The sequence below is a fragment of the Variovorax paradoxus genome (assembly GCF_040544635.1).
GTDB lineage: Bacteria > Pseudomonadota > Gammaproteobacteria > Burkholderiales > Burkholderiaceae_C > Variovorax > Variovorax paradoxus_R.
This window is the reverse complement of record NZ_JBEPKJ010000003.1, coordinates 204804-217055: the sequence shown is the minus strand read 5'-3', so window position 1 is coordinate 217055 and position 12252 is coordinate 204804. Positions and strand designations below refer to the sequence as shown.

The window sequence follows — 12252 nt, the reverse complement described above, 5'->3', positions numbered from 1 at the left end:
GAATTTCGAATGAGCAAGGTCGTACTTCCAACCAAAGGGCCGCTGTTGAGCGGCAAGGGCTGGACAGCCTTCTTCGTCACGCTGATCGTGGTGTGCGCTGTGGCACCGGTGCTCAACATGGTGGTGCCGGCCGGCAGCCCGCTGCACATGAGCGACTACGCCGTGGCACTGGTCGGCAAGATCATGTGCTACGCCATCTGTGCGCTGGCCATGGACCTGATCTGGGGCTACACCGGCATTCTCTCGCTGGGCCACGGCCTCTTCTTTGCGCTGGGCGGCTACATGATGGGCATGTACCTCATGCGCCAGATCGGCCGCGACGGCAACTACAAGAGCGACCTGCCGGACTTCATGGTGTTTCTCGACTGGAAGACGCTGCCCTGGCACTGGACCTTCAGCGACAGCTTCATTGCCACGCTGATCCTCATCGTCGCGGTGCCGGGCCTTATCGCCTTCGTGTTCGGCTTCTTCGCCTTCCGCTCGCGCATCAAGGGCGTGTACTTCTCGATCATCACGCAGGCGATGACCTTCGCGGCGATGCTGCTGTTCTTTCGCAACGAGACGGGCTTCGGTGGCAACAACGGCTTTACCGACTTCAAGCGCATCCTCGGCATTCCGGTTGCCACGCAGGAAATGCGCATGACGCTCTTCGCGCTCACGGGCTTGACGCTGCTCGGCTTCTTCCTGTTTGCGAGATGGCTCATCGGCAGCAAGTTCGGCCGCGTGCTGCAGGCCATTCGCGACGCGGAAACGCGCGTGATGTTCTCGGGCTACAACCCGCTGCCTTACAAGCTCACCATCTGGGTCATTTCCGCCATCATGTGCGGCGTGGCCGGCGCGCTGTATGTGCCGCAGGTCGGCATCATCAACCCCGGCGAAATGAGCGCGGCCAACTCCATCGAGATCGCGATCTGGGCCGCGGTGGGTGGACGCGCGACGCTCATCGGGCCGATCATCGGTGCCTTCATTGTCAACGGTGCGAAGAGCTGGCTCACCGTGGCGTATCCGGAATATTGGCTTTACTTCCTGGGTGCGTTGTTCATTGCTGTCACGCTGTTCCTGCCGAACGGCATCGTGGGCCTGGTGAAGAAATGGCTGTCGCGCGAGAAGGCGGCACCCGCTGCACCGAGTGCCGGCCGCGAGGAAGCGCAGCGCGCCATGGCCGCCGCGCAGGGCATGGAGCCGGAAGCGCTGCACGCACCGCTGGCCGCCGAAGTGAAGGGAGCGCGCGCATGACGCCCGACCTGATGGAAGCCGGCGCCGAGCGCGCCGCCCGCGCCAAGGGCATGCACCACGTGAGCGGCAGCACCGAGTCGGGCGGCCGTTCCGCCGGTTTCGGCCGCATTGCCACGCCGGGCGAGGTCGACGTGACGCACGGCCGCATCCTGTACCTCGAAGACGTGAGCGTGAGCTTCGACGGATTCAAGGCCATCAACAAGCTCTCGCTCGACATTGCGCCGGGCGAGCTGCGCTGCATCATCGGCCCCAACGGCGCGGGCAAGACGACGATGATGGACATCATCACCGGCAAGACGCGGCCCGACTCGGGCACCGTGTTCTTCGGCAGCACCATCGACCTGCTGCGCCACCGCGAGGCCGACATTGCCCAGCTGGGCATCGGCCGCAAGTTCCAGAAGCCGACGGTGTTCGAGCATCTCACCGTGTTCGAGAACCTCGAGCTCGCGCTCAAGACCAACAAGGGCGTTCGCGCGTCGATGCTGTTCAGGCTCGACTCGGCGCAGAGCGACCGGCTGGCCGAAGTGCTGGAGACCATCCACCTGGCCGACAGTGTTTCGCGCCTGGCCGGCAACCTGAGCCACGGCCAGAAGCAGTGGCTCGAAATCGGCATGCTGCTGATGCAGGACCCGAAGCTGCTTTTGCTCGACGAGCCCGTGGCCGGCATGACGGACGAAGAAACGGCCCGCACCGCCGAGCTGTTCCTCACGCTCAAGGGCAAGCACTCGCTGATGGTGGTGGAACACGACATGAGCTTCATCCGCACGATTTCCGAGATCGTGACGGTGCTGTGCGATGGATCGGTGCTCGCTCAAGGCACGTTGGACGAAGTGCAGTCCGACGAACGCGTGATCGAGGTTTATCTCGGCCGCTGAGGAATCGATTTCATGCTGACAGTCAAGAACATCCACCAGTACTACGGCGGCTCCCACATCCTGCGCGACGTGAGCTTCGAGGCCACGCTCGGCAAGGTCACCGTGCTGCTGGGCCGCAACGGCGTGGGCAAGACAACGCTGCTGAAGTCGTTGATGGGCCTGGTCCCCATCAAGAGCGGCAGCATCGAACTCGAAGGCAAGCCCATCCACAAGGCCACGCCCTACGAAAGAGCAAGGGCCGGCATCGGCTTCGTCCCGCAAGGCCGGGAGATCTTCGCCAGGCTCACGGTGGAAGAGAACCTGCGCATGGGCCTCGCCTACAAGAGCGGCAGCACGCCCATTCCGTCGGAACTGTTCGAGCTGTTCCCCGTGCTCAAGCAGATGATCAACCGCCGCGGCGGTGACCTCTCCGGCGGCCAGCAACAGCAGCTCGCCATTGCGCGTGCGCTCGCACCCAAGCCCAAGCTGCTGATCCTCGACGAGCCCACCGAAGGCATCCAGCCCAGCATCATCAAGGACATTGGCCGCGTCATCCGCATGCTGGCCGACCGCGGCGACATGGCCATCGTGCTGTGCGAGCAGTACTACGACTTTGCCCAGGAGCTGGCGGACGACTACCTCGTGATGGAACGCGGCGAGGTCATTGCCCGCGGCCTCGGCAAGGACATGGAAGCGCAGGGCGTGCGCCAGCTCGTGGCGATCTGACAGCCGGCCGGCGACCCGCCGGCATGGCGGTATCGGCCCCACGGCATCGCCGTATCGGCAGAAATTCAGGGTTTACCCTAAAATCGGGTCTCAGCCCGTCGCCGCCGGGCGCCCTCCCAGGAGCCTGGCTTTGAACGCCTCCCCACCCGCGCTGGACAGCGCGGACACCGACATCTCCGTTGTTTCTTCCCCTTCCGCACAGCCCGTGAATTTTCTGCGGGCCGTGCTCGCGCTGGGCGTGGGCGGCTTCGCCATCGGCACGGGCGAGTTCGTGATCATGGGCCTGCTGCCCGAGGTGGCGCGCGACATCGACGTCACCATTCCCCAGGCCGGCCACGTCATCAGTGCCTATGCGCTCGGCGTGGTCATCGGCGCACCCGTGCTCGCGGTGCTCGCCGCCGGTTGGGGCCGCCGCGCTTTGCTGATCGCGCTCATGGCCGTGTTCGCCGCAGGCAACTTCGCCAGCGCCATGGCGCCGGGCTACACGTCGCTCAACCTGCTGCGCTTTGCCACCGGCCTCCCGCACGGCACCTACTTCGGCGTTGCCGCACTCGTGGCGGCCACGCTCGCGCCACCCGGCCGCCGCGCGCGGGCCGTGGGCCTGGTCATGCTGGGGCTCACCGGCGCCACGCTCGTCGGCGTGCCCATCGCCGCCTGGCTCGGCCAACTCTTCGGCTGGCGCGCGGCCTTCGTGTTCGTCGGCGTCATCGCGCTCATTGCCGTGGCGCTGCTGCGCCGCGACATCCCTGACCTTGCGGCGCCTGCCGGCGCCAGCCCCTGGCGCGAGCTCGGCGCGCTCAAGCGCAAGCAGGTGTGGTTCACGCTCGGCATCGGCGCCATCGGCTTCGGCGGCATGTTCTCGGTGTTCAGCTACATCAAGCCCACGCTCATCGAAGTGGCCGGCCTGCCGCTGGGCGGCGTGCCTTTCGTGCTCGCGCTGTTCGGCCTGGGCATGGTCACGGGCAACCTCGTCGGCTCGCGCCTGGCCGACAAGTCGCTCATGCGCACCATCGGCGGCCTGCTGGTCTATGCGGCGCTGGTGCTCGCGATGTTCACTTTCGCGGCGCACAACGTGTTCACCGCAGCGTTCAACGTGTTCCTCATCGGCACCACCGTCGCCATCGGCCCGGCCCTGCAGATCCGCCTGATGGACGTGGCCGGCGATGCGCAAACGCTCGCTGCCGCGCTCAACCACTCGGCCTTCAACATGGCCAACGCGCTCGGCGCGTGGCTCGGCGGCGTGGCCATTGCCGCGGGCCTGGGCTGGACGTCCACAGGCTGGGTCGGCGCCTTGCTCGCGCTGGCGGGCATGGGCATCTTCGGCTGGGCGGTGATGAGCGCGCGCGCCAGCGCCCGCCCCGGCGCCGTTCAGCGCGCGCCCAGCGCCTCGTAGAGCTTCAGCGCCGCGCGCGCCGTCTGCTCGTCGCAAATCAGCACCGACAGCAGCCTGGCCTGCAACACCGCCGCAATGATCGGCGCCTTGTTCTCGCCACCCGACGCGACGATCACCGTCGGAATGCGCGCGAGTTCTTCCAGCGAAGGCGCCACCACGCGCTGGTTCAGCGCATGCTTCACCGGCTTGCCGTGGCGGTCGAGGAACTGGCCGATGATGTCGCCCACCGCCTTGGCCTGCCGCAGCCCGGTCACCGGCACATCCTTGGGCAGCCCGTAGCGCACCAGCAGTGACCGCGTGCTCAGGTCGCCCACGCTCAGCAGCGCCACGTCGTTGGCTGCAATCTGGCCGAAGGCTTCCTTGAAAACGTCCTGCGAGACGATGGTGTCGCGCGACTTGGCGCTGCCCGCATACAGGGGTGCCGCCAGGTAGCTGCACTGCGCGCCCAGGCGGGCGGCCAATGCGCTGGCCGTTTCGAAGGTGTTGATCTCCAGGCCACGCGTCAGGCCCCCCATCATCGAGTTCACGTGCACCTCGGGCCACTGCCCGGGCGCCACGTGGCGTATGGCCTCGCGCAAGGTGGCGCCCCAGCCCACGCCCACGCCGCGCACGCGGTTCGTCTCGATGTGCTTCGAAAGATATTCACCGGCCGTGCGTCCCAGCAGCACGGGAATGAGCTCGGGGCTTTCCGGCGTGGGAATGATCACCGCCTCGCGCAGGCCGCAAACGCTGCGCAGTTCTTCTTCCAGCCGCAGGCAGCTCTCGTAGCGCGAGTTGATCTTGATGCTGACCAGGCCGCTCTCGCGCGCCTCGCCCAGCAGGCGGTTCACGCGCAGCCGTGTGAGGCCGAGCTTCGTCGCGATGCCGTCTTGCGTCAGGCCCTCCATGTAGTAGAGCCAGGCCACGCGTACCGCCACCTGATCTTCCTCAGCCATCCGAATGCTCCGTTGTTGTGCCTGGATTCTGCCCCGGGTGGCCGCCGGACTCCGGGTAGTCACGGGCTTGAAACAAATGAATTTCAAAATATACACTTGTTCATCGCCAGAAAAACGGCGCTCGAATACCCAGGAGACATGAGCGAACACACATCCCCGTTGCAGTCTGCATTGCGCGATGCCGCGGTCACGAAAGAGGTCGTCGTCTCGCGCGCCGCGGCGCGCGCGCTGCCCGACCTCCTGCCGCGTGTCGTGCCCGGCGCGCGCTGGATGCTTGTGGCCGACGAAACCACCTGGGACATCGCGGGCGCCGCTGCGCAGGCGCTGCTCGAAGCGCGCGGCATCGACGTTGCGCCTGCGCTGATACTGCCGGCGCGGCCCCGGCTCAAGCCGCGCGTGGCGGCTGCGGCCACCATTGCGCGCAAGCTCGACGCGCACGGCCTCACGCCGGTGGCCGTGGGCTCCGGCGTTGTCAACGACCTGGTGAAGTACGCGGCCTTGCTCGCGGACAAGCCGTACGTCTGCCTTGCCACCGCCGCGTCGATGGACGGCTACGCCGCCTCGGGGGCGGCCCTGCTGGACGCGCGCGGCTTCAAGCGCACGCTGGCCTGCCCGCCGCCCGTGGCCGTGCTGGCCGATCTCGAGGTGCTCGGCGCGGCGCCCCCGCGCATGACGGCCTGGGGCTACGGCGACCTGGCCGGCAAGACCGTGGCCGGTGCCGACTGGCTGCTGGCCGATGCGCTGGGCGTCGAGGCGCTCGCGCAGCGGCCCTACGACATGGTGCAGAACCATTTGCGCGACTGGCTCGGCGCCCCCGACCGCCTGGCCACGCACGAGCCCAAGGCGCTGGGCGATCTCCTGTCCGGCCTGCTGGTCAGCGGCTTCGCCATGCAAGCCCACAGCAACTCGCGCCCCGCCAGCGGCAGCGACCACCAGTTCTCCCACCTGTGGGAAATGGAGAACCTGCAGGTCGATGGCGAACCCGCGGCGCACGGCGCCTGCGTGGGCATCGGTTGCGTGGCGATGCTGGCCATGTACGAATGGCTCATGGCGCAGCCCGATGCGGCGATGGCAGCGGCCGCATCGCAGGCGCAGGACGGCCACGACGATGCCGCGCTGTCGCGCGAGATCGAGGCCGCCTTCGGCAACGAAGAATTCCGCGCAGCCGCCCGCGACGAGATGAACGCCAAGCGCGCACTCGGCAGCCGGCGCGCGCGCCTCGAGCAACTGCTGCGCGCATGGCCGGCCCTGCGCGTGCAACTGAAGCGCCAGCTCATCGGCGCGCGCGACATGCAACAGCGCCTGGGCATCGTCGGCGGTGCCAGCCACCCGGGCGAGCTTGGCATCGACGCCGCGAAATTCGCCGCCGACCACCGCCGGGCGCGCCTCATCCGGCGCCGCTACACGCTGCTCGACCTGCTCGACGACCTGGGCTGGCTCGACCGGGCAGTTGCGGACCTCTTCGCCCCCGGCGGCTTCTGGGCCGCCAGACACACACCGAAGCACTGACATCGACAACCCCACAGGAGAACGCGATGAACACCCAACGACGCAGCACCCTGGCCATGCTGGCCCTTTCTTCCGCGCTCTGGCTCGCCAGCGGCACCCCCGCCGCCGCGCAGCCGGTACAAATCCAGTGGTGGCACGCCATGGGCGGCGCACTTGGCGAACGCGTCGACGAGCTGGTGAAGAACTTCAACAGCTCGCAGAACAAGTACGTCGTCAACGCGGTCTACAAGGGCAACTACGACGAGGTCATCAACGGCACCATTGCCGCCTACCGCGCCAAGCGCGCACCGCAGCTCGTGCAGATCTACGAGCGCGGCTTCATGACCATGCTGCTGTCGGATGCCACCATGCCCGTGCAGGACCTGCTCGACCAACGCGGCTACAAAGTCGACTGGGCCGATTTCGTGAAGCCCGTGGCCGGCTTCTACAGCTACAAGGGCAAGCTGATGACCATGCCCTTCAATTCGTCTTCGCCCATCCTCTGGTACAACAAGGCGCACTTCGAAAAGGCCGGTTTCGCCAAGCCCGCCGAAACCTGGCAGGAGCTGGAGAAGCAGCTCTACGCCATCAAGCAGAAGGGCATCTCGGCCTGCGGCTCGGTGCTCGCGGGCGACTACCACTGGAGCCTGCTCGAGAACTACAGCGCCATCAACGACCTGCCCTATGCCACCAAGGCCAACGGCTACCAGGGGCTGGACACCGAGTTCGTCTACAACAAGACCTCGGTCGTCTCGCAGGTCGGGCGCATCAAGAAATGGATCGACGACGGCGTGATGCAGATTGCCGGCCAGGGCCTGAGCCCCGAGCAGCTCTTTACCTCGGGCAAGTGCTCCACCTACTTTGCCTCGACCGCCGCGCACAGCGGCATCGCGCGCGAATCCAAGATCGACTGGAGCGCCACCTACCTGCCGTGGGAAGAGGGCAAGCAGCCGAAGAACAGCACCATCGGCGGTGCCTCGCTGTGGGTGATGAAGGGCCAGAAGCCGGCCGAATACGACGCCGTGGCCGCCTTCCTCGACTACATTGCCAAGCCCGAGACGCAGTTCTGGTGGGTCAAGGCCACGGGCTACGTGCCGCTGACCAACAAGGCCTACGAGCTGGCCAAGTCCGAGGGCTACTACAAGGAGCACCCGACGCGCGAGATTGCGATCCTGCAGCTCACGCGCGGCACGCCCACGGTCAACTCCACCGGCTTTCATTTCGGCAACTTCACGCAAAGCATGATGGCGCAACGCGACGAGTTCGAGAACGTGGTCGCCGGCAAGAAGACGCCGCAAGTGGCCATGGACGATGCCGTCAAGCGCGGCAACGAGATCCTTCGGCAGTACGAGAAGCTCAACAAGGGCCGCTACTGAGCCGGCCCGAAACCGGAAGCGGGCAGCAGCATCCATGGCGGCAGCAGCAATCGAAGCGGGCCTGAAGCGCGCGCACTTCAAGGACGTGCGGCTGCCCGTGCTGCTGCTGTTGCCGCAGCTTGCGATCTTGCTGTTCTTCTTTTTCATTCCGTCGTTCCGTGCGCTCGGGCAGGCTTTTTTCCTGTCCGATCCGTTCGGCAACACGGTGCACTTTGTAGGCTTCGACAACTTTGCGCAGCTGCTGCAAAGCGCCACGTACCACGAGTCGGTCCAGGTCACGGTGGTGTTCACCATCCTGCAGAACCTGCTGACCATTGCGGTGGCGCTGGTGTTGGCCTTTGCGAGCGACCGGGTGATTCGCGGGCGCGGCATCTACAAGGCGATCATCCTGCTGCCCTATGCGATAGCGCCGGTCATCGCCGGCATTCTGTGGGCCTTCCTTTTCAACCCGGCGGTGGGGCCGCTCGCCCAGGTGCTGCATGCGCTCGGCTTCGCATGGGACCCGAACCGCGTGGGCTCGGACGCGATGATCCTGGTCATCCTGGCCGCCTCGTGGAAGCACGTGTGCTACGACTACATCTTTCTGCTCGCCGGCCTGCTGGCTGTGCCTTCATCGTTGCTCGAGGCGGCGGCGGTCGATGGCGCAGGGCCGCTGCGGCGCTTCTTCACCATCGGGCTGCCGCTGCTCATGCCCACGATGTTCTTCCTGGCCGTGATGAACTTCGTCTACGGTTTTTTCGAGATCTTTGCCATCGTCGATGCGGTCACGCAGGGCGGGCCTGCGGGCGCGACCAACGTGCTGGTCTTCAAGGTGTATGTCGATGGGTTCATCAACCTCGACCTCGGCTCGTCGGCAGCGCAGTCGGTCATCCTGATGATCTTCGCGCTGCTGATGACGTTGCTGCAGTTCCGCTACGTGGAGCGGCGCGTGAGCTACGACGTATGACGCACAAGCCAAAGGATTCACCGCATGGTTGAGCGCGCCCCCGTTCTCGATGGCGTCTGCCACGCCATTCTTCTGGTGGGTGTGGCCTTTGTCTGCGTGCCGCTCTACCTGGCCTTTGTGGCGGGCTCGCTCACCATTGCCGAGGTGCAGCAGGTGCCGCTGCCCTGGCTGCCCGGCGACCAGTTCGTGCAGAACCTGCGCACCGCGTGGACGCAGGCCAACTTCGGCCGGTTGTTCTTCAATTCCTTCATCGTGGCGCTGGGCATTACCGCGGGAAAGATCGCGGTGTCGCTGCTGTCGGCGTTTGCCATCACGTACTTCCGCTTCCGCTTTCGCATGACGGCGTTCTGGCTCATCTTCGTGTCGCTGATGCTGCCGATCGAGGTGCGCATTTCGCCCACCTACGAATCGGTGGCCAATGCGGCGCTGCCGCTGCAATGGGTGGTGGAGGCACTGAACCTTTCCTCGGTGTGGAACGCCGTTACCGGGCACACCGTCGACATCCAGCTTCAGTGGAACATGGTCGATACCTATCCGGGGCTGATCTTGCCGCTGATTGCCTCGGCCTCCGCCACCTTTCTGTTCCGCCAGTTCTTTCTCACGGTGCCGGACGAATTGTGCGAAGCGGCGCGAATCGACGGCGCCTCGCCGATGCACTTTTTCTGGACCGTGTTGCTGCCGCTGTCGCGTTCCAACATTGCGGCGCTGGCCATCATTCTTTTCCTGTACGGATGGAACCAGTATCTCTGGCCGCTGCTTTTCACCACCGACAAGGACATGGCCACCGCGGTGATCGGCCTCAAGCACTTGATACCGCGCGCCGATACGCAGCCGGCCTGGAACGTGGCCATGAGCGCCGCGCTCCTCACCATGCTGCCGCCCATCGTCGTGGTGGTGCTGCTGCAGCGCTCGTTCGTCAAGGGGCTGGTGGACAGCAGCAAATGAAGCAAAGGACATTGCAGCAATGATCATCGTGGGACACCGCGGCGCGCGGAATCTCTGGCCCGAGAACAGCATGAGCGGTTTTCGCCGCCTCATCGCGCTGGGTGCCGATGCGGTCGAATTCGATGTGCAGGAAACGCGCGACGGCAAGGCCGTGGTCATTCACGATCCGCTGCTCGACCGCACCACCGAAGGCACGGGCCCGGTGCGAGACCACGACGCCGCCGAGGTGCTGGCCACGCGCCTGCGCAAGGGCCAAGGTGCGCAGGGAGAACAGCCCGAGGAAGAAGTCGGCGAATGCGTGCCCTCGCTCGCCGAAGTACTGAAGCTCTTCGCCCCCACCCGCATGGAGCTGCACGTCGAAATCAAGACCGATGCCGCGGGCGAGCTGCCGCCCGGTGCCATCGCGCGCACGGTGCAGGCGCTGCACGATGCGGGCGTGGCCGAGCGCAGCATCCTGACCTGCTTCGTGCCCGAGGTACTGGCGCAGGTGCTCGCCCACTGGCCGCGCGGGCGGGTGCTGGCTTCGCTCGACCACCGCTCGGCCGAGATGCTCGGTGGCATCGGCCGCGCGCTCGCCCGCTATACCGCGTTGCCGGGCTGCATCGTCGCGGTCGAGAAGAAGTTGCTGGCCGCCACATGGCCGCAGTGCCTGGCTGCACTGGGCGGCGAGCGCCTGGGCGCCTGGGTCGTCAACGAGCCCGACGAAATTGCACAATGGCTCACCATGCCCGTGCGCCAGATCACCACCGACCGACCCGACCTGGCCCTGGCCGCGCGCGGATGAGCATGGCCCAACCTGTCTCGCGCCGGCGCCTGCTGCTCAGCGGCGTGGCGGCGGCATCGCTGGGCCACCCCTTCCTGGGGCTGAACGCGCAGCAGGCCTCGCGTGAACTCTTCACGCTGGGCGTGGCATCGGGAAGCCCCAGGCCCGACGGCGTGGTGCTGTGGACCCGGCTGGCACCCGAGCCGCTGCAGGGCGGCGGCATGGGCGAGGCACCGGTCGATGTGCGCTGGGAAGTAGCGCACGACGAGGGCTTTGCACGCATTGCCGCGGATGGCAAGGCCACCGCCGTGGCGGCGCTCGCGCATTCGGTGCACGCCGAGGTGCGGGGCCTCGCGCCCGGCCGGCCGTATTGGTACCGCTTTACGGCCGAGGGTGAACGAAGCCCCGCAGGCCGCACCCGCACCGCGCCGGCCGAAGCCGATGCCGCGCCGCAGCCGCTGCGCTTTGCCTTCGCTTCCTGCCAGCAATACGAGCAGGGCTACTACGCGGCGTTTCGCGACATGGCCGCGCAGCCTTTCGACTTCGTCGTGCACCTGGGCGACTACATCTACGAAAGCTCCTGGGGCTCGCGCCATGTGCGCCATCACCAGGGCGGCATTCCCACGCAGCTCGGCGAGTTTCGCGACCGCTACGCGCTCTACAAGACCGACCCGCACCTGCAGGCCGCGCATGCCGCGTGCCCCTGGCTAGTGACCTGGGACGACCACGAGGTGGCCAACGACTACACCGACGACGTCTCGCCGCGCACCATCGACCCCGCGCAGTTCCTGGCCATCCGCGCCGCGGCCTACCAGGCCTGGTACGAGCACATGCCCGTGCCCGCCAGCATGCGGCCGACCGGGGCCGCGGCCACCATCTACGGCCGCCATCGCTTCGGCCGCATGCTCGACGTGTTCCTGCTCGATGGGCGGCAGTACCGCTCGCACCACGCCTGCCTTGCGGGCCGCAGTGCCTCGCCACTGGCCGACTGTGCCGACCGCCTCGCACCCGAGCGCAGCTTTCTCGGCGCGGCGCAGGAAGCATGGCTGGCACGCGAGCTCGCCGCGCCGCCCGCGCGATGGACAGTCATTGCACAACCCACGCTGCTGGCCGAAGCCGACCGCAAGCGCGGCCCCGAGCACGGTTACTGGATGGACGGCTGGGACGGCTACGCCGCTTCCCGCGCCCGCCTGCTCGACGGCCTGGCCGCCCACAAGGCGCGCGGCGGCGATGCACTGGTCATCAGCGGCGACGTGCACGCCTTCTGGGCCGCCGACCTGCGCCGCGAGCCGCAAGGCCCCGCGGTGGCAACCGAATTCGTCGGCGGCGCCATCACATCCGAAGGGCCCAGCCCCGCCAACGTGGCCAACCTGCTCGCGAAGAACGACCACCTGCGCTACGGCAGGGGCGACAAGCGCGGCTATGCGCACATGGCGCTCGATGCGCACGGCTGCACGGTCGAGTTCCGCGCCGTGGACGACGAGAAGAATGCCGGCTCCGCCGTGGCGCCCATGGCCCGATTCTCGGTGGCCCGCGGCGCGCCCGGCGTGCATCTCGAAACCACCTGAAAATAGCCGGTGCCTGCAGGAT

At 66.8% G+C, this 12252-nt stretch carries 11 protein-coding genes; 10 read left to right on the top strand and 1 reads right to left on the bottom strand.

What is annotated here, in order from left to right:
- Positions 1 to 9 precede the first annotated feature (9 nt).
- From urtC to ABIC94_RS06765, 4 genes are all read left to right on the top strand, one after another.
- Positions 10 to 1236 (top strand): urea ABC transporter permease subunit UrtC, encoded by a 1227-nt coding sequence (gene urtC, locus ABIC94_RS06780; protein WP_354372271.1) that lies wholly within the window; start codon positions 10 to 12, stop codon positions 1234 to 1236.
- Positions 1233 to 2111, top strand: coding sequence for an urea ABC transporter ATP-binding protein UrtD (urtD, locus tag ABIC94_RS06775; protein WP_354372270.1), 879 nt, complete (start codon positions 1233 to 1235; stop codon positions 2109 to 2111). Before urtC ends, urtD begins: the two co-directional genes overlap by 4 nt.
- A 12-nt stretch (positions 2112 to 2123) precedes the next feature.
- Positions 2124 to 2816 carry an urea ABC transporter ATP-binding subunit UrtE gene (urtE, locus tag ABIC94_RS06770; protein WP_337297101.1) on the top strand — a complete coding sequence of 231 codons (693 nt, stop codon included), beginning with the start codon at positions 2124 to 2126 and terminating at the stop codon, positions 2814 to 2816.
- Positions 2817 to 2946: 130 nt separating this feature from the next.
- The gene (locus ABIC94_RS06765; RefSeq protein WP_354372269.1) at positions 2947 to 4209 is read left to right on the top strand and encodes an MFS transporter; all 1263 of its coding nucleotides are present in this window, start codon (positions 2947 to 2949) and stop codon (positions 4207 to 4209) included.
- On the opposite strand, the gene ABIC94_RS06760 is transcribed toward ABIC94_RS06765, so the two are convergent.
- Positions 4185 to 5144: a sugar-binding transcriptional regulator gene (locus ABIC94_RS06760; protein WP_354372268.1), complete on the bottom strand. Its 960-nt coding sequence runs from the start codon at positions 5142 to 5144 to the stop codon at positions 4185 to 4187. The genes ABIC94_RS06765 and ABIC94_RS06760 overlap by 25 nt on opposite strands.
- 138 nt (positions 5145 to 5282) lie before the next feature.
- Here ABIC94_RS06760 and ABIC94_RS06755 point away from each other — a divergent pair, with 138 nt between their 5' ends.
- Genes ABIC94_RS06755 through ABIC94_RS06730 form a run of 6 tightly spaced genes read left to right on the top strand, consistent with a single transcriptional unit; the run spans position 5283 to position 12230 of the window.
- Positions 5283 to 6653 (top strand): iron-containing alcohol dehydrogenase, encoded by a 1371-nt coding sequence (locus ABIC94_RS06755; protein ID WP_354372267.1) that lies wholly within the window; start codon positions 5283 to 5285, stop codon positions 6651 to 6653.
- Between the two features lie 26 nt (positions 6654 to 6679).
- Positions 6680 to 8008 (top strand): extracellular solute-binding protein, encoded by a 1329-nt coding sequence (locus ABIC94_RS06750; protein ID WP_354372266.1) that lies wholly within the window; start codon positions 6680 to 6682, stop codon positions 8006 to 8008.
- A 34-nt stretch (positions 8009 to 8042) separates the two neighbouring features.
- Entirely contained in the window at positions 8043 to 8954 is a 912-nt protein-coding gene (locus ABIC94_RS06745; protein WP_354372265.1) for an ABC transporter permease subunit, read from the top strand.
- Positions 8955 to 8978: 24 nt separating this feature from the next.
- A complete protein-coding gene (locus ABIC94_RS06740; RefSeq protein WP_354372264.1) occupies positions 8979 to 9899 on the top strand; it encodes an ABC transporter permease subunit in 921 nt (306 codons plus the stop codon).
- Between the two features lie 19 nt (positions 9900 to 9918).
- Positions 9919 to 10683, top strand: coding sequence for a glycerophosphodiester phosphodiesterase family protein (locus ABIC94_RS06735; protein ID WP_354372263.1), 765 nt, complete (start codon positions 9919 to 9921; stop codon positions 10681 to 10683).
- 2 nt (positions 10684 to 10685) lie between these two features.
- Positions 10686 to 12230: an alkaline phosphatase D family protein gene (locus ABIC94_RS06730; protein ID WP_354372262.1), complete on the top strand. Its 1545-nt coding sequence runs from the start codon at positions 10686 to 10688 to the stop codon at positions 12228 to 12230.
- Positions 12231 to 12252: the final 22 nt, after the last annotated feature.